The organism is Acidobacteriota bacterium (assembly GCA_012729555.1).
In the GTDB taxonomy this organism is placed as follows: domain Bacteria; phylum Acidobacteriota; class UBA6911; order UBA6911; family UBA6911; genus UBA6911.
On record JAAYCX010000030.1, the window covers coordinates 1 to 21,256 of the forward strand.

General features: G+C 68.4%; 18 protein-coding genes and 1 other gene. 13 read left to right on the forward strand and 6 right to left on the reverse strand.

Going from position 1 to position 21,256, the window contains the following annotated elements; genetic code table 11:
• Positions 1-373 precede the first annotated feature (373 nt).
• Complete coding sequence (locus GXY47_07075) at positions 374-1,249, forward strand: radical SAM protein (GenBank protein ID NLV30905.1); 876 nt, start codon at positions 374-376, stop codon at positions 1,247-1,249.
• A 3-nt stretch (positions 1,250-1,252) separates the two neighbouring features.
• Here GXY47_07075 and GXY47_07080 read toward each other — a convergent pair whose 3' ends face one another.
• From GXY47_07080 to GXY47_07095, 4 genes are all read right to left on the reverse strand, one after another.
• Entirely contained in the window at positions 1,253-1,876 is a 624-nt protein-coding gene (locus GXY47_07080; GenBank protein ID NLV30906.1) for a hypothetical protein, read from the reverse strand.
• Between the two features lie 16 nt (positions 1,877-1,892).
• Positions 1,893-4,724: a leucine--tRNA ligase gene (locus GXY47_07085; GenBank protein ID NLV30907.1), complete on the reverse strand. Its 2,832-nt coding sequence runs from the start codon at positions 4,722-4,724 to the stop codon at positions 1,893-1,895.
• 90 nt (positions 4,725-4,814) lie between these two features.
• Positions 4,815-5,693, reverse strand: coding sequence for an anti-sigma factor (locus tag GXY47_07090; GenBank protein ID NLV30908.1), 879 nt, complete (start codon positions 5,691-5,693; stop codon positions 4,815-4,817).
• Positions 5,671-6,273 (reverse strand): hypothetical protein, encoded by a 603-nt coding sequence (locus GXY47_07095; protein ID NLV30909.1) that lies wholly within the window; start codon positions 6,271-6,273, stop codon positions 5,671-5,673. The genes GXY47_07090 and GXY47_07095 overlap by 23 nt, the downstream gene beginning before the upstream one ends.
• A gap of 160 nt (positions 6,274-6,433) precedes the next feature.
• Here GXY47_07095 and GXY47_07100 point away from each other — a divergent pair, with 160 nt between their 5' ends.
• Positions 6,434-6,904, forward strand: a complete 471-nt coding sequence (locus tag GXY47_07100; protein ID NLV30910.1) for a hypothetical protein — start codon at positions 6,434-6,436, stop codon at positions 6,902-6,904.
• Positions 6,659-6,904: gene (locus GXY47_07105) on the forward strand. Before GXY47_07100 ends, GXY47_07105 begins: the two co-directional genes overlap by 246 nt.
• 78 nt (positions 6,905-6,982) lie before the next feature.
• Positions 6,983-8,128, forward strand: a complete 1,146-nt coding sequence (locus tag GXY47_07110; protein ID NLV30911.1) for a DNA repair exonuclease — start codon at positions 6,983-6,985, stop codon at positions 8,126-8,128.
• Positions 8,125-10,950 carry an AAA family ATPase gene (locus tag GXY47_07115; protein NLV30912.1) on the forward strand — a complete coding sequence of 942 codons (2,826 nt, stop codon included), beginning with the start codon at positions 8,125-8,127 and terminating at the stop codon, positions 10,948-10,950. Before GXY47_07110 ends, GXY47_07115 begins: the two co-directional genes overlap by 4 nt.
• 41 nt (positions 10,951-10,991) lie before the next feature.
• The gene (locus GXY47_07120) at positions 10,992-11,726 is read left to right on the forward strand and encodes an ABC transporter ATP-binding protein (protein ID NLV30913.1); all 735 of its coding nucleotides are present in this window, start codon (positions 10,992-10,994) and stop codon (positions 11,724-11,726) included.
• A complete protein-coding gene (locus tag GXY47_07125) occupies positions 11,723-12,676 on the forward strand; it encodes a SufBD protein (protein ID NLV30914.1) in 954 nt (317 codons plus the stop codon). Before GXY47_07120 ends, GXY47_07125 begins: the two co-directional genes overlap by 4 nt.
• 2 nt (positions 12,677-12,678) lie before the next feature.
• Positions 12,679-14,544 carry a CocE/NonD family hydrolase gene (locus GXY47_07130; GenBank protein NLV30915.1) on the forward strand — a complete coding sequence of 622 codons (1,866 nt, stop codon included), beginning with the start codon at positions 12,679-12,681 and terminating at the stop codon, positions 14,542-14,544.
• Positions 14,545-14,564: 20 nt separating this feature from the next.
• Here GXY47_07130 and hpnH read toward each other — a convergent pair whose 3' ends face one another.
• Positions 14,565-15,572, reverse strand: coding sequence for an adenosyl-hopene transferase HpnH (gene hpnH / locus GXY47_07135; protein ID NLV30916.1), 1,008 nt, complete (start codon positions 15,570-15,572; stop codon positions 14,565-14,567).
• 130 nt (positions 15,573-15,702) lie between these two features.
• Between hpnH and GXY47_07140 the strand changes: the two genes are divergently transcribed.
• Entirely contained in the window at positions 15,703-18,060 is a 2,358-nt protein-coding gene (locus GXY47_07140; GenBank protein ID NLV30917.1) for a cysteine--tRNA ligase, read from the forward strand.
• A gap of 57 nt (positions 18,061-18,117) precedes the next feature.
• Here GXY47_07140 and GXY47_07145 read toward each other — a convergent pair whose 3' ends face one another.
• Positions 18,118-18,303, reverse strand: coding sequence for a zinc ribbon domain-containing protein (locus GXY47_07145; GenBank protein ID NLV30918.1), 186 nt, complete (start codon positions 18,301-18,303; stop codon positions 18,118-18,120).
• A 234-nt stretch (positions 18,304-18,537) separates the two neighbouring features.
• Between GXY47_07145 and GXY47_07150 the strand changes: the two genes are divergently transcribed.
• From GXY47_07150 to GXY47_07165, 4 genes are all read left to right on the forward strand, one after another.
• Positions 18,538-19,638 carry a hypothetical protein gene (locus GXY47_07150; protein NLV30919.1) on the forward strand — a complete coding sequence of 367 codons (1,101 nt, stop codon included), beginning with the start codon at positions 18,538-18,540 and terminating at the stop codon, positions 19,636-19,638.
• Between the two features lie 216 nt (positions 19,639-19,854).
• Complete coding sequence (locus GXY47_07155; GenBank protein NLV30920.1) at positions 19,855-20,415, forward strand: RNA polymerase sigma factor; 561 nt, start codon at positions 19,855-19,857, stop codon at positions 20,413-20,415.
• Positions 20,405-20,854, forward strand: coding sequence for a hypothetical protein (locus tag GXY47_07160; protein NLV30921.1), 450 nt, complete (start codon positions 20,405-20,407; stop codon positions 20,852-20,854). The genes GXY47_07155 and GXY47_07160 overlap by 11 nt, the downstream gene beginning before the upstream one ends.
• Positions 20,851-21,165, forward strand: a complete 315-nt coding sequence (locus GXY47_07165) for a YbjQ family protein (GenBank protein ID NLV30922.1) — start codon at positions 20,851-20,853, stop codon at positions 21,163-21,165. Before GXY47_07160 ends, GXY47_07165 begins: the two co-directional genes overlap by 4 nt.
• Positions 21,166-21,256: the final 91 nt, after the last annotated feature.

The following is a 21,256-nucleotide window of genomic DNA, read 5'->3' on the forward strand; positions in this document are numbered from 1 at the left end:
AAACAAAAAGGGCCGTCATCCCGGTTCGGATGACGGCCCTGGAAGCCCAGTTTGGGTGCCATCATCCGAACCGTAAGACTCCGGTAAGGACGTTGCCGATAATGGGTACGATTCCTACAATGACGGGCAGAGAAGTATTTTGCGAAGTATCAAAGCTGAGACTGCTCGGATGGCTATAATTCCGGCCGGATGCTCCCATGTCTGACCCCGTCGACCGCTCCCCCCGACATCGGGGAAAGCCGTCTGATAGCGTATCAAGGCGGATTCTTTTGTGTCAACGGGGAAATCGCGGGAAATCACGGGTCGGCCGGGCCGCGTGGTATCATGCAGGGTACGGGTGGGTGATCGCGGCCCGGGGGACGAGGCGGGATTTATGGCGCATTCAGAAACAACCTCCCGAAGATTGGCGGAGGCGCACCGGAGCCACGAGCGGCGCTGGCGGGACAACCGGTATGTCTACGGTGTCGTCTCCCGGAGAAGCCGCGGCCTCTCGATCGGGATCAACCTCAACCCCGGCCGGGAGTGCGACTTCGATTGCGTGTATTGCCAGGTGGACCGCCGGGGCTCCCGCCCGCCCGGGGTCGATTTCGCGCTGCTCGAGCGGGAGCTGGACGGCATCCTGCGGGCGGAGCGGGACGGGTCGCTCTACGCCGATCCCCCCTTCTCCCTCCTCGACGCGGCCGAACGGGGGGTTCGGGACCTGGCCTTTTCGGGGGACGGGGAGCCGACCCTGCACCCCCGGCTCGCGGAGGCGGTGCGCATCGCGGCCGCCGCGCGCACGCGCTTCGGGCTCGACGCCGCCCGGCTCGTGCTGCTGACCAACGCCGGGCGGCTCGACCGGCCGGACGTCGGCGCGGCGCTCGCCGCACTCTACGCCCATGGCGGCGAGGTATGGGCCAAGCTCGATGCGGGTTTCGAAGCCTGGTTCCGGCGGGTGAACCGGGCGCGCGCGCCGCTGGGGCGCGTTCTCGAAAACATCCTCGGCGCCGCCCGGGACCGGCCGCTCGTGATCCAGTCGCTCTGGATGCGGCTGGGGAGCGCCGGGCCCCCTCCCGGGGAGATCGAGGCCTGGTGCGGGCGGATCGGGGACATCGTCGCGGGAGGGGGGCGGATCCGCGCCGTCCACCTCTATACCGTCGCCCGGAGCCCGGCGGACAGGGCCGTCTCCCCGCTCGGTCCGCGCGATCTCGAAGCGATCGCGGCCGTGCTCCGGGCCTCGGTTCCCGTCACCGTGGAAATCTTCCCCTGAGGGTCAGGGGGCCGTTTCGAACGAATCCAGAAAGGCCTCGAAGCTCGGCTGCCACTTCGCGACCGTCCCGGCGGGACCGGTCAGTTTGACGAACCAGAGGCCGTCGTCCGTTTCGGCGATGGCCCCCAGCAGACGGAACCCGGGTTTGGGGCCGTCCGAGCCCTGCATGGCCATCATGGAGCCGGTGTAGGATCCGCTGACGTCCACCACCGTGACGCTGATGCCGTTGATGGTGCGGTTCGCGATCTTCGCCGTGTCCTCCGCCGGGGAGCCGTCCGGTTTCCGGAACTGACCGATCCAGCGCTGCACGTTCGCCCCGGGCGTGCCCCCTCCCCCCTCGAAGTGATAGACCACGGCTTCGGCGTCCTCGGGGTCGCCGGGGACCCGCGCCAGGGAATACTGGGCCTGGCGATTCGGCGAGGAGGGGGCCTCGGCCTCCCACCCCTCCGGGGCCGAAAACCGCAGCGTGCGGCCGGCGCCCGGGGGCTGCGCGACATCGGACGGGTGGGCCGATTCGATCCTCAACTCCCCCGGGGACGCCTGCCCGGGCGCCGGCGGTTTCTCGGCGCATCCTGCAACCATAAGGGCGACCGCCAGCGGTACGATCATCGGATAGCGCAAGTGCATACAGGTCCCTCCGCCTTCAGCCGGCCACGATGTTGACGAGTTTTCCGGGGATGGCGATCACCTTGCGGACCGTCGCCCCCTCGAGGTGTTTCCGGATCCTGGGATCGGCGAGCGCGGCCTCCTGCACCTGCTCGCGGCTCGCCCCGGCGTCGACCGAAATCCTCCCGCGGACCTTCCCGTTGATCTGCACGGGCATGTCCAGGACGCTCTCCTCGGTATACTTCGGATCGAAGGAGGGCCAGGGGGCGCAGGCCAGCGAGTCCTCGTGTCCCAGCGCCCGCCACAGTTCCTCGGCGACGTGGGGGGCCATGGGTGCGAGCATGAGCACGTAGCTTTCCATGCACTCCAGCGGCCGGGTTTTCTGGCCCGTGAAAAAGTTGACGAACTCCATCAGCCGGCTGATGGCGGTGTTGAAGCTGAGGCTTTCCATGTCCTGCGTCACGGCCCGGATCGTCTTGTGCAGCATGCGCAGCTGCTCTTCGGCCGGTGCGGCGCCGGGGCGCACGCTTTCGTTCGGCCGCACCGCCTCGGCGTCCTCGTCGATCATCATGCGCCAGGAGCGGTTGAGAAAGCGGCTGATCCCCTCCACCCCCTGCATGCTCCAGGGCTTGGTCGATTCGAGCGGTCCCATGAACATCTCGTAAAGGCGGGTGGTGTCGCTCCCGTACTTCCCGATCGGCACGTCCACGGGGATGACGTTGCCGCGCGACTTGGACATCTTCTCGGTCTCTCCGGCGAGTGCCTCCCCGGTCTCGGCGTGGAACGCCTTCCCCTCCTCGAACCGGATCTGGCGGTAGGGCACGATCCTCCCCGCGGAGTTGCGGTAGGTCACCGAAAGGATCATGCCCTGGTTGACCAGCCTCCGGAACGGCTCCATGGTGGAGACATGCCCGCGGTCGAACAGCACCTTGTGCCAGAAGCGCGAATAGAGCAGGTGCAGGACGGCGTGTTCCGCCCCCCCCACGTACAGGTCCACCGGCATCCAGTAGCGCTCGCGTTCGGGGTCCCAGGCCCGTTCGCTGTTTTTGGGATCGCAGAAGCGGAGGTAGTACCAGCAGGAGCCGGCCCATTGCGGCATGGTGTTGGTCTCGCGCAGGTACTCCCTGCCGTCGCGCGTCACCCGCATCCACCCGACCGCCTTCTCCAGGGGGCCTCCGGGCTTGCCGGTGGGTTTGAAGTCCTCCATTTCGGGGAGCAGGACCGGGAGTTCACCGGGCGCGACCGCCCGGGTGAGGCCGTTGGGCCTCCCATCGGCGTCCAGTTCGTGGAGGACGGGGATCGGTTCCCCCCAGTAGCGCTGCCGGCTGAAGAGCCAGTCGCGCAGCCGGGTCTTCACCGCGGCGCGCCCGAGGCCCCCCCGCGTCAGCCAGGCGGTGATGGCCGGCTTCGCCTTGGCCGTGGGAACCCCGTCGAGCGAGATTTCGGCGTTGGCCGACTGCATGCCGGGGCCGTCGCCCGCGTAGGCCTCGGGCAGATCCCCCACCCTTTCCCGGTAGGTTCCGCCGTTCAGGGCGCCGGTCTCCCCCCTGGCCTCCATGAGCTTCAGCCACTCCGCCGGGGGCGCCACCACGGCGCGGACGGGGAGCGCGAACTTCCGGGCGAATTCGAGATCGCGCTGGTCGTGGGCCGGCACCGCCATGATGGCTCCGGTCCCGTAGCTGGAGAGGACGTAATCGGCGATCCACACCGGGATGCGCTCACGGTTGACGGGGTTGGTGGCGTAGCCGCCGGTGAAGACGCCGGTTTTCTCGCCGCGTCCCGCAACGCGGTCCTCCTCGCTGGTCGCCGCCGTCCTGGCGCGGTACTCCTCTATCTCCCCGCGCCGCCCGTCGACCGTCACCCGGTCGACCAGCGGGTGTTCCGGGGCCAGGACCATGTAGGTGGCCCCGAAGAGGGTGTCGGGCCGCGTCGTGTAGACGCGGATGGTGTCCGGCTCCGGTTCCCCCGGAAATCCCGACTGGGCCCGGGCCTCCCGCCAGCGGTCGAAATCCTCCTCCGCGCCGAGGTGGAAGTCGACCTCCGCCCCTTCGCTGCGCCCCACCCAGTTCTTCTGCATCTCCTTGATGGCGGCGGGCCATTCGAGCGTCTCCAGGTCCTCCACCAGCCGGTCCGCGTACGCGGTGATGCGCAGCATCCACTGGCGCAGCAGCACGCGCTCCACGGGATGGTTCCCCCGTTCGGACCTCCCGTTGATGACCTCCTCGTCCGCGAGCACCGTGCCGAGCGCGGCGCACCAGTTCACGGGGGATTCGGCCTGGTAAGCCAGCCGGAAGGAGTCCCGGTACCGGCGAACCGCCTCTTCCCCCTGCGCCGCCACCGGTTCCGGGATCGGCAGCTCCTCGATGGGGCGCCCCCGGCCGCGCCGGCGGCGGCCGGCGGGGTCGGTCCACTCCCGATCGGGATCGAACCAGGTATCGAAGAGCAGGAGGAAGATCCACTGGGTCCAGCGCACGTATCCGGGGTCGGTCGTACTCAGTTCACGGTCCCAGTCGTAGCTGAAGCCGAGCTGCTTGATCTGCCGGCGGATATTGGCGATGTTCTTGTCGGTGGTGACTGCCGGATGCGTCCCCGTCTCGATGGCGTACTGCTCGGCGGGGAGGCCGAAGGCGTCGTATCCCATCGGGTGCAGCACGTTGTAGCCCCGCATGCGCTTGTAGCGGCAATACATGTCGGTGGCGCTGTAGCCCTCGGGGTGCCCCACGTGGAGCCCTTCCCCGGAAGGGTAGGGGAACATGTCGAGCACGTACAGCTTCGGCCTGGAGCCGTCGTCGGCCGCCCGGAAGGTCCTGTTTTCCTCCCAGTACCGCTGCCATCGGGCCTCTATCTCATGAGGTTCGTAAACCGGCATTTGGATTCACCTCCGTCAAACGAAAGAGGATATCCGCCTTTGGCCCGTATTTCAAAGAGAGAATGGACCGGAGGCTGCGTCCCGGGAACGTCAGCGGAAGGTTCCCGTGGCGCAGAAGGGGCCCTCGGGCGAGACCGACCCCGGGGCCGGTTCCAGGGTGACGACGGCCGACAGGGCGCGCTCGAGCCCTTCAGGAGTCGAGAGCCGGGCGAAGATGCGCCCCTCGGCGTCCGCCTCGAGCACGTCGACCGGGACCCTGGCCTCGGGGGTCGAAAACCAGAGCTGGTAGACCTGTCCCCGGGGAGCGGGGAGGAAGGAGGCGACGACGAGGCACCGGCGGCGCCCGGCGTCCCAGAGAAGCATGCCCGAATTGGCCGGGGTCGCGGGCTGGCCCACCAGGCGCGCGCTCTGCACCCCCTGCCTGCGCGCCATCCCGAGGATGGTTTCGAGGTCGGCCGACTTCGACTGCAGGGCGCGGAGCTCATCGCCCGTCCGGCCCGCTCCCTCCCTGGCCGCCGCGAGCTCCGCCCGCAGCCGGCCGGCATCCGTGCGGGCCGATTTCCAGGCGAAGGCCCCGCCGAGCGCCAGGGCGGCGCACACGGCCGCAAGCAGCCAGGGGAGGAAGCGGCCGCTGTGACGGGGGGCGGGATCGGCCGACGGGATCTCGAGGATCCTCCCGGATTCCTCCCCCGGTCCCGGCGATTGCGGCGCTCCGGGGCCGGGCGCCTGGGGTTCCCGTTCGATGCGCTCGAGGAGAATGTCCCGGAGGTATTCCGGGGCGCGACGTTCCTCGGACGCCAGCCCCAGGGTGGCCGCGGCCCGCGCGAACCTGCGCTGCTGCGCCCTGCAGACGCCGCACCCTTCCGCAAGATGGATTTCGAACCCGCGGGCCTCCTGCTGGGTCAGGGCGCCGAGGGCATGGAGCGCCGCCAGTTCGCGTATCTCTTCAGTCGCGCGATCGTGCTTCAACCTCATCCTCCTCGGCGGCTTCGGCCAGCCGGTTCATGCCGAGCCGGACAAGGGTTTTGACCGCCCCCGCCGGTTTGCCGGTCCGGGCGGCGATTTCGTCGCAACTCGGCGTCCCGCCGTAGGCCCGGACCAGGATTTCGCGCTGGGCATCGGGGAGGTCCGCCACGGCGGCGCGGGCGCGTTCCTGCTCCCCGGGAGCCGCCGTCGCACCCGTTTCCCCCCCCGGTTCCCGCCGCGGCGCGCCCGGCCGAAGCCAGGAAGCGCCCGCGGACGGTTTCGCGCGGCGCCGCCCGAGGAGCGCCCGGTCGCGCGCCGTCGCGACCAGCCAGTCGAGGGGGGGCACGGCGGGATCGCAGGCCGCGGCGTTTTTCCAGACGTGGGTGTAGGTGTCGAGCAAGGCTTCCTCGGCCCGGGCCCGGTCCCCCGTTATTCCCAAGGCAAGCCCGAAAACGAGGGGGCTGGTCCGGTCGTAGAGTTCCGCCATCGCCCCCCGGTCTCCCTGCCGGACTTTCCCGAGAAGGTCCAGGAGCGCCTGGCCTTCCGACGGGCCCTTTCCGCCGGAACCGACTGTATGCTGCACGCTGCCCCCCGATCCGCCGGATGCGCCGGTCGCGCTCCCATATTACACCAGGAGCAAATGCAACCAAGCCTTGAAACCGATTTTTTGGTACACTGAACGGGCGTGGGACGCGCCCCGGCGCACCCCTGGAAAATGGAATCCTGTTCGGAGGCAAAAGGCCATGACATACCGCGGTTTCGGAGGTTTGGGGTTCGCCCTGCTGGCGGTGATGTTCCTGTTTCAGGGATCGGAACTGTATTCCGGGGATGAGGCCCGGGAGACGCTTGCCGCGGACGGGACCGCAGCGGACGGGGGCGGGGACGGGCCGGGCGCGGAAGAACCGGCCGCGGCACGCGAGGAAGCCTTCGACCGGCTCGACGGGAACCGGAGCGGCACGCTGGAGCGCATGGAGTGGCCCGGCCGGAACCAGAGTTTTCACTACCTGGATACCGACCGTGACGGGGTCCTGAGCCGGCGGGAATTCCTGTCCCGGAAAGCCTTCTGGTGGAACCGCGTGTTCGAGGACCTCGACTTCAACGCCAACCGCCTGATCGACCGGTCGGAGTGGCTGGACGCGGGGGAAGCCTTTGAACGCCTCGACCGGAACCGGGACGGGCAGATCGAAAGCTGGGAATTCTACCATCTCCGCTAGGGCCCGTCCGGGGAGGTCGCGGGAGCGCCATCCCGCATGTTCCATGACCGGGAGGAGTGAGACCGCCGGCGGGAGTGTATGAAACCTGTTCGCTTTATCCACACGTCCGACATCCATCTGGATACCAGTTTTTCAGGCTCCGAAATCCCTTCGCGCCTGGGGGACCGGAAACGGGAGGCTATCCGCGCGGCCCTCCGGCGGATCCTCGAGGACGCGACTCTCGGCGAAGCCGGACTCGTCCTCATCGCCGGCGACCTGTTCGAATCGGACCGGGTCACGCCGGACACCTGCGAATTCCTGAAACAGCAGTTCGAAAAGGCAGCGGGCGTCCGCATCTTCATCGCCCCCGGCAACCACGACCCTTTCGCGAAGGGCTCCCCCTACCGGGAGGACTCCTGGCCCGGAAACGTCCATATCTTCGACGAGGAGGAATGGCGGTCGGTGGACCTGCCGGAGCTGGGGGTGAGGGTGACGGGGTTCGGGTTCCGGCACAACTACCTGGAGACGCGCCCCTTCCTGAAACTCCCCTCCCTGCCGGGGGACCGCGTCAACATCGTGATGGCGCACGCATCGGACCTGGGGGGCGTCCCGGCGGGCAAATCGAAACACGCTCCCTTCACCGCCGCGGAGATCGCCGGCAAGAACGTTCAGTATTGCGCCCTGGGGCACTACCACGAGCAGCGCCGCGTGGAGAACCCGGGGGACGGTGCCCTGATCTGGTACTCGGGGATCCCCGAGGGGCGGGGGTGGGACGAGGCGGGTCCCCGCGGCTACCTGTTCGGTGAGATCGATGGCGGCGGCGTCCGGGTCGAGGGCCGCGTCTCGAGCCGGTTCGACTGGAACACCCTTGAAATCGCCTGCGATGAGTTCTCCACCAGGGAGCAGGTCCTGGATGCCGTCACGCGGCACCGCGGCGCGGGGTACGGTGCCGAGAGCCTGCTCCGGGTCCGGCTCGTGGGCGCCCTCGATCCCAGGCTGGACCTGTCCCTGCAGGAACTCGGGGAGAGGCTAGCGGGGGAATGCCTCCTCGTGCAGTGGGACGATGCCACGCACCCGGCCATCGATTTCGACCAGGTCGCCGGGGAAAAGACCCTGCGCGGCCGCTTCGTGCGCCTGATGAACGAGCGCATCGCCTCCGCCGGCGCGGGGGAGAGGGAGGCGCTCGAACGCGCCCGCCTCTACGGAGTCGAAGCCCTCGGCGGACGGGAGGTGAGGCTCCGGTGATCCTCCTGCGCTGCCACATTCTCGGATTCGGGAAGTTTACCGACCGCCGCTTCACCTTTGACGGCGGGCTCAATATCGTTGTCGCACCCAACGAGGGGGGCAAATCCACCCTGCAGCGCTTTCTCGTCGGGCTCCTGTACGGGCAGCTGCGGGCCGACCTGAGGGTTCAGCGCCGGCTCGATCCGTGGGTCGACGCGTACCGGCCCTGGCGGGGGGCCGAATACGGCGGGAGGCTCTGGGTACGGCTCGGGGAGGGCGGGGAGGTGGAGATCCGCCGCGCCTTCGGGAGGGAGGAGACCCGGATCGAAATCCGCGCCGGGAGCGGGGAGGAGATCACCCGGCGGTACGACCAGCAGCGCAACGGGGAGGTGCTGTTCGCCCAGACACACCTGGGCATCCCCAAGGGGCTGTTCGAATCGGTGGCCGTCATCCGGGAAAACCAGGTCTCGGGGATCGGCGGCTGCGAGGCCATCCGCGACCGGATCGCGAACCTGGCCCAGTCGGGGGACGAAGACCTCTCCATCCGCGGAAGCCTCGCCCGGATCCAGGACGCTCTCGATCTCCTCGGGTCGGAAAGGGCGCCGACGAAGCCGTATCGGCAGGCGCTGGACCTCGTCGCCGCGCTCGAGGCCGAGAAGCGGGGGGCGCTGGAGCGCCGGACCCAATTCGAGGGCTGGCTCGAGGAGCGGAACCGGGTTTCGGGGGAGATCCGGGACCTCGAGCGGGAACTCGCCCGGGCTTCGGCCGCGGTCCTTTCCGCCCGGAGGAGAGAAACGGTCGTCAGGGTCCGCTCGCTCGAGGAGATCGACCGGGACCTCCGGGAGGTCCGGTCGGAGCTGGAGGGGCTCGGGGCGCGGGCCGATTTCCCGGCGGAGCGGCTGGAGGAGCTCGACCGGCTGACGGGGGCGGGGGAAAGGGGCGCCCGACACCTCGACGAGGCGCGCGCGGCTAAAGCCGCGGCGGAGGCGGCCCTCGCCCGCGCCGAGTCGGCGCGGGGCGAGCTGCTCCCCTACGCCGCGCTGGCCGCAGGCAACGAGGCGGACCGGATCACGGAATGGTTCGTCTCCTACCTCGGCCTTTCGCTTCAAAAGGACGGGGCGGAGAAGACCCGATCGCGCCTCGAGGGGGAGGCCCAGGCGATGAGAGAGCGCCTGGCCGGGCGGAGCCCGGCGGTGGCGGACGGGACCGACTGGCAGCGCCTGGCGCGCGAGGCGGCCGAGGAGGAGCAGACGGCCGCGCGGGAGGGGGCTCTGCTGGCCGGAACGATTTCGGAGGAGAAGGCGCGGCGCGCTGAAACGGGGCGCCTGGCCCGGCGGAGGGGAATCCTGGCCGCGGCGACGCTGGTGCTGGCGCTTGCGCCGTCGGTCTGGGGGCTGGTGTACGGGTTCGGGCGGATCCCCCTCCCGTACGCCGCCGGAATCGGGGCCGTGCTGGCCGCCGTCTCGGCCGCGCTTTTCATCCTCGCGCGCAGGGGGGGCGGCGCCGCGCGCGGGCTCGAGCGGTCGATCCGAGGGCTGGAGGCCGAGCTGGAGTCCCTCAGGGACAAGGGGAGCGACAAGCGGAGGGCGCTGGACGCCGCCACGGCGGAGTCCGGTTTCCGGAAACTCGAGGATTTTCTCGCCGTGGTCCGGCAGTGCGAGCTGGACCGGGAGCGGCTCTCCGACCTCGAGGCGCGGCGGGTCGAGGCGGAAGCCCAGGCGGAGCGCCTGGGGTCGGAGTCGGGGGAGCGCTATCGTCTGTTGAAGGAAAGCCTGGCCAGGGTGGGGCTCCCCTGCTCCCCCGGAAGCCTGAAATTCCAGGTGGACGCCGCGCGCTCCAACCTCCGCCGGTTCCGCGAACTGGACGCTCACTGCAGCGCCTGCGCCGGGAGGGTGCGCGACCTGACGGTGGAACAGGAAAGCCTGGAGCGGGAGCACGCTGAAACCTGCGCCCGCGTCGACCTCCTCCTCTCCGAAGCGGGGGTGGCCTCGGCGGAGGAGTTCCGCCGGGAGTGCGCCGGGTGGAGGAGGCTCGGGGAACTCACCGACCGGCAGGCCTCCCGGACCCGGGAATTCCAGCGGCTGGCGGAAGGCCTCAGCCTGGAGGAGTGGAAGGAGAAGCTCGCGGCGCTTCCCGAAAGCCCCGGGCCGGAGGAGGCCGCCAGGGCGGCGGGAAACGCGCCGGCCCCCTACCTGCCCTGCCTCCCCTCGATGGCGGAGGCGGCGGCGCAGGAGGCGGAGACGGCCGCGCGGCTCGCCGCCGCGAGGGAGGAACTCGCCGCCGCCGTGGAGCGCGTCCGGCACGCCTTTCACGGCATCCGGCCCGCTTCCGACATCGACGAGGACCTGGCCCTCGCGCTCCGGAGGCTGCGCGAGCTGGAGACGAACCGGAGCGCGCTCGCGATCGCCCACGAGACGATCGAGGCCCTTTCGCGGCAGCAGCAGGAAGTCCTGGCGCCGCAGCTGAACGCGGCCGTGGAGCAGCGTTTCCTGCGCCTCTCCCGGGGCCGCTACGAAGAGGTCAAGGTGGACCCCGATTTCCAGATCTGGGTGCGGGAGTCGGACACGGGAGAACTGCGCCTGGCGGAGCATCTGAGCCGCGGGACCCAGGACCAGATATACTTCGCGACGCGGTTCGGGGTGCTGGACATGATCTCGGCGGAAAAGGAGCGCTGCCCGGGGCTCCTGGACGAACCGTTCGCCGCCTACGACCGGCCGAGGCTGGGGGAGGCGTTCGAGGTCCTGGCCGAGGAGGCCGAACGGCGCCAGTTGATTGTGTTCACGTGCAGGGAGGACCTGCCGGAGCTGGCGCTCGGGCGGGGGGCGAAGGTGATTCGGCTTTGACCCGGATGGCGCCTGAATCATCCGGGTGAACGGAGGTCGGGATGTTGCGGCTTGAGAACGTCTCGCTGGAACTCGGCGGGAAGAGAATCCTTCACGATCTGAATTTCGAAACCCGCCCGGGCGAGATCCACAGCATCCTGGGCGCCAACGGCACGGGAAAATCGACCCTGGCGTCGGTGATCCTGGGGCTCGGCGGCTACCGGGATATCGGGGGGCGGATCCTTTTTCACGGGGAGGACATCACGGCGCTGGGGGTTTCCGAGCGCGCGCAGCGCGGCATCACCATGGCGTGGCAGGAGCCGGCGCGCTTCGAGGGGTTGAGCGTCGGGGAATACCTCGCCATCGGGCGGCGCGGCACCCGGGGCGACGCCCCGGACCCCGCCGAGTGCCTGCTGAAGGTGGGGCTCGCCCCCGCCGGCTACCTGGCGCGCGCCGTCGACGGTACCCTGAGCGGCGGGGAGCGCAAGAGGATCGAGCTGGCCTCGCTCCTGACCATGGCCCCGAAACTGGCCATTCTCGACGAGCCCGATTCCGGGATCGACGCCCTTTCCATCGACTGCGTCGTGGAGGTGATCCGGACCTTTTCCCGCAACGGGACGACGGTGTTGCTGATCACGCACCATGAAGAGGTCGCCGAGATCGCCGACCGGGCCTCCTCCCTGTGCGGGGGGACCGTGCTGAAGACGGGGGACCCGGTCGCGGTCGCGCGCTTCTTCCGCAACAACTGCCAGGAATGCCTGCATGTCAACGCGCCGCAACTGGGAGGATTGGAATGACGACGGGACTGCCTGAACAACTGGAGGCGCTCGCCGCCGCCTACGAGGCGAGCGGGGGGCATGCGGCATCGCTCTTCGACGGGAGCTCCGCGAGCCTGTCGGTCAGCGGCAACGCCGTTATCGGCAGCAACGAAATCCCGGGGGTTCACATCGAGGGGACCGCCCTTCCGAACGGCGTCCGGGCCGTAATCACCGTGGACCCGGGGGCCGTCGTGGCACGCCCCGTGCACCTCTGCTTCGGCGTCGTCCCTGAGGAGGGGGTCCAGGAGATCGTCTCGGAGTATCGCATCGGCGACGGCGCCCGGGCGGCGTTCGTGGCCCACTGCACCTTTCCGAATGCGCTGCGGGTCAGGCATGTCATGAACGCCCGCATGCAGATAGGGAAGGGGGCCGAGATGACCTACTCGGAGACGCACTTCCACGGTGACCGGGGCGGGGCGGAGGTGCTCCCGGCGTTGAAGGTGTTCCTGGAGGAAGGGGGTGTCTTGAAGAACGAGTTCCGGCTGACCCGGGGTACGGTCGGCCGCCTCAAGGCGGAGTACGAGGCGGAACTCGGCCGCGACGCCGTGTGCGAGTTCTACGCCAAGGCGTACGGGAAGATGGACGACCGCATCGTTGTCAGGGAATCGATTTACCTCAACGGGGAGAACGCGCGCGGGCTGGCCAAGAGCCGCATCGTGTCCTCCGGCCGCTGCCAGAGCGAGGTCATCGGGGAGGTGGTCGGCAACGCCCCCTTTTCCCGGGGCCACATCGATTGCGTGGAGATCCTCAAGGGCGCCCATGCCCGCGCCAGCGCCGTCCCGCGCCTGGTGGTCGTCGACGACCGCGCGAAGCTGACGCACGAGGCCGCCATCGGCAGCGTCGACAAGAAGCAGGTGGAGACCCTGATGGCCCGGGGCCTGGGCGAGGACGAGGCCGTGGACGTCGTCGTGCGGGGGATGCTGCGCTGACCATGAATATCCGCCGGGCGACGATCCCGCTTCTCCTGCTGACCGCTCTTCTCGGCCTGTCCGCGGCGTGGACCCCGGGCGGGGTCGCCCCGGGCTACGACAAGCGCGAGGTGCGGATCCCGATGCGGGACGGGCGCAGGCTGTTCACGGCCGTCTACGCCCCCCGGGACGCCTCCCGCCCCTACCCCATCCTGCTCCAGCGCACGCCTTACGGCGTGGCCCCCTACGGGGCCGACGCCTACCCGCAAAGCCTGGGTCCTTCGGACGAACTGGCCCGGGACGGCTTCATCTTCGCCTACCAGGACGTGCGGGGGAGCATGATGTCCGAAGGGGACTTCGTCCACATGCGCCCGCTCGGGACGGCGAGGCGGGGGAACGGCACCGACGAGTCCACCGACGCCTGGGACACGATCGACTGGCTCGTCCGCAACATCCCGAACAACAACGGCCGGGTGGGGGTGTGGGGGATTTCCTACCCGGGGTTCTACGCGGCCGCCGCGATGATCGACGCGCACCCCGCCCTCAGGGCCGTCTCCCCCCAGGCGCCGATAGCGGACTGGTTCGTGGGGGACGACTTCCACCACAACGGGGCCTTCTTCCTGGCCCACTCCTTCGGTTTTCTCGCGGGCTACGGGTATCCCCGCCGGGCTCCCACCACGGAGCTGCCGAAGCCCTACTCCTGGCCGGTCCCCGACAGCTACGACTTCTTCCTCGAAATGGGGCCGCTGCGGGAAGCGAACCGGAAGGTCTTCAAGGGCCGGGTCCCCTTCTGGAACGAGCTGATGCGCCACGGGGATTACGATGATTTCTGGAAGGCGCGCGCCCTCCGCCCGCACCTCGAAAACATCCGGCCGGCCGTCATGACCGTGGGAGGGTGGTTCGACGCGGAGGACCTTTTCGGGACGCTCGCCGTCTACCAGGCCGTGGAAGCCTCGAGCCCCGCGGCGCACAACATCCTGGTCATGGGGCCCTGGGACCACGGGGGGTGGGCGCAGTCGGACGGGGCTGCGCTCGGGGCGGTTCGTTTCGGCGCGGAGACCGCCGTCCACTATCGCCGCGAGATCGAGCTTCCCTTTTTCCGGCATTTCCTGAAGGGGTCGGGCGGGCTCGATCTCCCGGAGGCCTCCCTTTTCCTGACGGGCGCGAACGAGTGGAGGTCGCACTCCCACTGGCCGCCACGTTCGGGCCGGCCGACCAGCTTCTACCTGAGGGAGGGGGGGAGTCTCGCGCGGGAACCGGACCGGGGAGACGCGGCCGGCGCCTTCGACCAGTACACGAGCGACCCGCGCCGCCCGGTTCCCTACATCGACCGGAAGGCCGCCGGGATGGCGCGGGACTACATGGTCGGGGACCAGCGTTTCGCCGCCGCGCGCGCGGATGTGCTGACCTACGCCACCGGCCCCCTCGAGGAGGACCTCACGGTCGCCGGGCCGGTGATCGTGAGCCTCAAGGTCTCCACCACCGGGACCGATTCCGATTTCGTCGTCAAGCTGATCGACGCCTACCCGGAGGAGGGGCCGGCCGCCCGGGCCGGGGCGCGGGACGGGTCGATGGGGGGGTACCAGCAGCTGCTGCGGGGGGAGCCCTTCCGCGGGAAATACCGGAACAGCTTTTCCCGCCCGGAGCCCTTCGTGCCGGGAAGGATCACCCCGGTCGAGTTTTCGATGCCCGACGTCTATCATACCTTCCGCCGGGGCCACCGCGTCATGGTCCAGGTGCAGAGCAGCTGGTTCCCGCTCGTCGACGTCAACCCGCAGCGCTTCGTCGATATCTACGGCGCCGGCGAGAGCGATTTTCAGGAGGCGGTCCAGCGGATCCACCGCTCCCGGAGCGCGGCCTCCTCGATCACCCTGATCCGGCTTCCTTAGCCTCAGCCGCGCCCGGCCGCTCAGCGCCGCATCGCGCGGATCGTGCGGAGCATCCCCGACGGGGAGCCAAAGGTGTCGTTGACGGCGCTGGCTTCGAACCCGCTGTGGACCATGCAGTTGCGGCACTTCGGGTTGCCCGACCGCGGACCGTATTTTTCCCAGTCGGTGCTCTCGAGCAGCTGCGCGAAGGTTCTGCAGTAGCCGTCCTCGAGCAGATAGCAGGGCTTCTGCCAGCCGAACAGGCTGTAGCCGGGCATTCCCCAGGGGGTACAGTCGTAGTCTCTCGCCCCGGCCAGGAATTCGAGAAAGAGCGGGCTCTGGTTGAACTTCCAGCTCTTTCGGCGCCGGCGCAGCACCCCGGCGAACAGGCGCCGGGTCTCTTCCTTCCCGAGAAAGTGCTGCTGGTCGGCCGCCTTTTCATAGCTGTAGCCGGGCGACAGCGTCATCCCCTCGACGCCGAGGGCCATCGTCTCGTCGAAGAACGCGCGCACGCTCTCCGGGTCGGCGTCGTTGAAAAGGGTGGTGTTGGTGGTGACGCGGAACCCCCTTCTCACGGCCTCCCTGATCGCCTCCACGGCGATGCGGTGCACCCCCGCGCGCCCCACCGACCGGTCGTGGAACCCTTCCAGCCCGTCGAGGTGGACGTTGATGGTGAAGCGTCTGTCGGGGCGGAAGTCGGCCAGTTTTTCCTTCAGGATGAGGGCGTTCGTGCAGAGGTAGACGAATTTCCCGCGGGCGATCAGCCCCTCCACGATCTCGGCGATCTGCGGATGCAGCAGCGGCTCCCCCCCGGGGATGCTGACCATGGGGGCGCCGCACTCCTCGGCCGCCTCGAAGCACTGCCCCGGGGAGAGCTGCCGCCGCAGGATGTCGGGCGGATACTGGATCTTTCCGCACCCGGAGCAGGCGAGGTTGCAGCGGAAGAGGGGTTCCAGCATGAGGACCAGCGGATAGCGCGCGTCGCCGGAGATCTTGCGCCCGACGATGTACTTGGCGACGGCCAGCATTTGAGATATGGGGACTCCCATGGTCACACTCCCGACGTGTGATCGTAACCTATCGGCGGGCGGGCCGCAATCCCCCCTGCCCGCGCGGCGCGCGCCCCCCGGCAGGCGGCAGTGGACGCCCGGGTCCCTTCCGTGATAGCCTTTCCGGATTATGAAAGCTCCCGTATTCGGCTCCGGCGCACTCGATCTCATAGGCAACACTCCGCTTGTCCGGCTCCGGCGCCTCAGCCCCAACCCGGAGGTCGAAATCTGGGCCAAGCTCGAAAACGCCAACCCGGGGGGCTCCATCAAGGACCGGATCGCCCGGTCGATGATCGAGGCGGCGGAAGCTTCGGGCGAACTGGGCCGCGACAAGACCATCCTGGAAGCCACCAGCGGAAACACGGGGATCGGGCTCGCCCTGGTGGGCGGGGTGAAGGGGTACAAGGTTCTCCTCGCGATGAGCGAGGGGGTCAGCCAGGAGCGCTGCCAGATCCTCTCGGCCCTGGGAGCCGAATTCCTCAAGACCCCGGCCCGGCTCGGCACCGACGGCGCCATCGAGGCCGTCTATCGCCTGAACCGCCGGGAGCCGGGCAGGTACTTCATTCCCGACCAGTACAACAACCCGGCCAACCCGCTGGCGCACTATAACGGCACGGCGGTGGAGGTCTGGGAGCAGACCGGGGGGACCATCACCCACCTGGTCGCCTCCATCGGGACCTCGGGCACCCTCATGGGAATGGGCCGGCGGCTCAGGGAGTACAACCCCGCGGTCCGCATCATCGGCGTGGAGCCCTACCTGGGACACAAGATCCAGGGCCTCAAGAACATGAAGGAGGCCTACCGGCCGGGGATCTTCGACCGGAAGCTGCTCGACGCCAAGGTCAACATCAAGGACGACGACGCCTTCGCGGCCGCCCGGCGGCTGGCGCGGGAGGAGGGCCTGTTCGTGGGGATGAGCGCGGGGGCCGCCTGCCACGTGGCCCTCGAAACGGCCAGGGAACTCCAGCGCGGGGTCATCGTCGTCATCCTCCCGGACGGGGGAGACCGCTATCTCAGCACCTCCCTCTTCCACTCCTCCGTCCCCGTCGCGCGCCGGGAGCCCAAGCTGGAGCTGTACGACACGCTCTCGCGCGCCCAGCGCCAGTTCCAGCCGCTCGAACCGGGGAAGGTGTCGATCTATTCCTGCGGGCCCACGGTGAACGCCGCGCCCACCCTTGGGGTGTTGCGCCGCGTGATGGTGGCCGACCTGCTGCGGCGGGTCCTGGAGTATTGCGGCTTCGAGGTCCGGCACGTGATGAACATCACCGACCTCGACGACAACACGATCCGGGAATCGATCAGGCAGGGGATTGGCCTCCGCGAGCTGACCGACCGCCACACGGCGGAATTCATGGAGTGCCTGGACCGGCTGGGGGTCAGGCACGCGTGGAAATACCCCCGGACCACCGAGCACGTCGACGACATGGTCGGACTGGCGCGGGAGCTGGTCGCCGCGGGGTACGCCTACGAGCGGCTCCGCAGCGTCTATTTCGACATCAGCCGGTTTCCGAAATACGGCGCGCTGAGCGGGCTCGATTTTTCCAAGATCAGGGTCGGCGCCACCGTGGACCTGGACGAATACGACAAGGAGAATCCCAGGGATTTCACCCTGTTCAAGCGGGCCACCCTGGCCGAGATGGCGCACGACATCTTCTACGAGACCGACTGGGGCAACGTCCGCCCCAGCTGGCACGTCCAGTGCGCGGCCATGAGCCGGCGCTACCTGGGCGAGGAGTTCGATATCCACACCAGCGGCAGCGACATCCTCTTCCCCCACAACGAGAACGAGATCGCCCAGTGCGAGGCGCTCCACGGCAGGGGCCCGGCGCGTTACTGGGTGCACTCGGGCCTGGTGCTGGCCGGGGGAAAGAAGATGTCCCGGTCGGCCGGCAACGCGGTGACGCTCGAGGACCTCATGCGCTCGGGGTATTCCGCGCGGGAGGTCCGCTACCTTCTCCTGTCGGCCCACTACCGCCAGCCGCTCGCCTATTCCGAGGGGGGCCTCGAGGCCGCCCGCGCGGCGCTCGGGCGGATCGACACCTTCGTCGCCCGGCTCAGGATCTGTTCCGGCAAAGGGTCGGGTGATTCCATCCGGGGCGCCGTCGATGAGATGACGGCCTCGTTCGAGGCTGCCATGGAAGCCGATCTCAACGTCCCCAGGGCCCTGGGGGCCCTGTTCCTCCTTATCCGGCGGGCGAACCCTCTCCTGGCGGACCGGAGCCTGTCGCGCAGGGATGCCGACCTGGCGCTCGCGGCGCTGGAGAAAATCAACTCGGTGCTGGGATTCGTGGACCTGAACCCTGCGGAAGCCGAAGCGGCGGATCCCGAGGTGGAGGCCCTGATCTCCCTGCGCGAGGAGGCGAGGGAAAGAAAGGATTACGCGGAAGCGGACCGCATCCGCGAGGAGCTGAAAGGGCGCAGCATCGTCCTGGAGGACACGCCCTACGGAACGATTCACTGGACGGACCCCCGCCCGGCCAGGGGCTGAACACGGAGGTTCCGCTCAGGATACCGGGCTCACGGCCCGGGGCTAATTGCCGATGCTTCAACCCCCGCTCGGGGCGCAATTCGGGGCGCCGCCGGCCGAAACCGAGGCAAAGCTCGAAACCCGGTCTTCCAGCCTGCCGCTCCCGCATCGGGGGCATCGGATCTCTTCCTCCTCCCCGGCCTTGAGCACCAGTTTCTCGAATTCCGCCCCGCAGTCGAGGCACGCATATTCATAGAGCGGCATGACATATCCTCCGCCCCTTTCATAAGACTCCCCCCGGACCGGGGCAACCCCCCCCTGCATTTTCCTGAACCGCCGTTGCTGGATGTCGGGCCGGTCCGGGAGTATGATATAGGCAAAGGCTTCGCATTCTCAGGGGCGCTGCAGGCAGGCGCATCCGCCTTTTCCGGCACCTCCTATCGGCGGCACCCTCGTTGGCTCATGGATGTTTAAGATTTTCTTCGGGAGGAGGAATCTATGCGACCCACCATGACCGATTGGAAGTTCAACCTTGATTTCCGCATGCTGTCGATCCTGCTGCTGATCGCCATCATCACCTTTCTGCTGGGGACGTGGTGGCTCGTCAGCGGTTACCGCACGTCTTCGATCGAAGCTCACGGCCGCCATCTGGCGGAGGAGGCCGATGTGGCCTTCGAATACCTGGAAAACTTCCTGGGGAACCAGATCGTCGAGATCGCCGCTGTTACCGAAACCCCGGTGCTGCGCAGCGCGGTGGAGCAGAGCAACCGCGAGCTCCAGTCCGACGTCAACGGGGCCGTCAGAAGAACCTCCGCCATAGAGGCGCGCTGGAAGGACCTGGACTACCAGGCTCCGGAGTTGAAAGCGGTTCTCGACAACCCTGCGGCCGATTTCCTGCGGCGCTACATGAATGTCCGCACGGCGTACCGGGAAATCATCGTCACCGACCTGGCGGGGAGGACCGTCGCCGCCTCGGGGAAGACGACCAATTACGGGCAGAGCGGAGACCCCTGGTGGAAGGGGGCCTACGCCGACGGCCAGAAGGGGGGGGTGTATATCGGGGACATGCACTTTGACGAAAGCGCGGGCGTCTGGTGCCTCGATATCGCGGAGCCCTTCACCGATTCCAAGGGGGGGGTCTCGGGCGTCATCAAGGTGGTCCTGGCCGCCGACGAGATTCATTCGATCGTGGCCTCGGTGCAGGCGGGCTTCGGGGGCGCCGCCGCCCTCCTGAGGCTGGACGGGAGCGTCATCTCGTCCCCGGGCTACAGTTACGATGACCGCCGCCCCTACCCGGACATGGCCGACATCGCCAAGGCGAGGGAATTCGGGCAGAGGTTCGTAATCACCCGGGAGAAGCCGCGCTCCGTCATAGGGATGAACGCGCGCAGCTTCATGGAGCTTTCCCCGAACCTGCGCTGGGTGCTGGCCATTTCGAGCCCGGTGGAGGGCATCGTCGCGCCCTTCACGCGGCTCCTGCGCAATGTGGTGATCCTCATGCTCGGCATCGTTCTCCTGGCGGTGCTGGTCACGTTGCTGATGTCGCGGTCGGAAACGCGGAAGGTCCTGCCGGACGATCCGCATTTCGAAAACCTGTGAGGAGACGTTCTCCCCGCGGGGCTCTTTTCCCGCCCGGGCCGGCCCGGTACCCCCCCCACCGTGCCGGCGTCCCGGTTCGTGGATGATTTGCCCTTCCCGGGCCGGCGAATCCTGCCAAGTTCTCTGCCGTCACCTTCGGCGCGCCCCGTTGCGCCATGATCCGGGAGATTTTTTGAATAAAGGGTTCCGCCGGCGGTAATAGGGGATAAAAAGGAGATGGCAGGATTGGACGACACCCAGTTGATGATGGCGGTCAAGCTCGGGGATGCGGCGGCCTTCAAGGACCTCGTCGAGCGGAACAGGCGCAGGGCGTATTTTGCGGCCCTCAGGCTCGTGGGGAATCGCGATGACGCCTACGACCTGTCCCAGGAAGCCTTTATCCGCGTCTATCGGGCCCGGCAGCGCTACGACGCGAATTCCCCGTTTCATGCATGGTTTCATGCCATCATCCGCAACCTCGCCCGGAACCACATCCGGAAGCGCTCCGTCCGCCGGCAGCATGCGGCGGAAACCCGGCACTCATACGCGTCCCGAACCGTGGCACTCGATTCGCCCGAAGGCGCCATGGTCCTGGGCGAGGCGAAGGAGGCGATCTGGGCCGCCATCGAAAGGCTGTCGGCCGACCACCGGGAGATCATCGTCCTCCGCCATTTCGAGGACAAGACCTACGAGGAGATCGCCGGAATCCTCGGGATCGCCGTGGGCAGCGTGATGTCGCGCCTGTACTACGCGCGCAAGAGGCTCCGGGATCTTCTGGGGGGAGAGCATGAGGGATGAAGAAATCCAGCGGTTGATGATGAAGATGGTCGACGGGATCGCCTCCCCGGAGGAGGAGAGGGCGATGGCCGAAGCGATCCGGGGGGACGAGCGGTGGGGGGCCGAGTTGCGCGCCTTCCGGAAGATCCGCGAAGTGACGGAGACGATGCGGCTGGAGGACCTGCCGGACAGCCGCTGGGACCGCTACTGGGAGGATATCTACCGCCGGACGGAACGGGCGCTCGGGTGGGTCCTGCTTTCGGTCGGGCTCATGGCCGTGCTCGGTTACGCGGCCTGGGAGGCGCTTTCGGGCTTCTTCGCGGATCCCGGCGTGAGCGGAATCCTGAAAATCGGGATCTCGCTGGCGCTGTCCGGCGGGATCATCCTGCTGGTCTCGATTGTGCGCGAGCGGCTGTTTGCGAGAAAACACGAGAGATACGAGAGAGAGGTGGAGCGATGATCATGGTCAGCTGCGACGAGATTCCCGGAAAGCGCATCATCATGACCCTGGGGCTGGTTCGGGGAAATACGATCCGGGCGCGCCACATCGGGCGGGATCTCATGGCGGGGTTGCGCGGCATCGTGGGCGGCGAGATCACCGACTACACCAAGATGATCGCCGAGGCGCGCGAACAGGCCCTGGACCGTATGGCGGCGGAGGCGGAAAAACTGGGCGCCAACGGCATCGTGGCCGTCCGCTTCGGGACCGCCGAGATGATGGCGTCGGCTGCGGAGATCCTGGCCTACGGAACGGCCGTCGTTTACGAATAGCGAGACCCGCTTCGCGTCTGGGGAATTTTCCCGGACACCTCACCCCACGGAATCCCGATCAGGCGGAAACGGCGCTGCGCGGCCCGCGGGG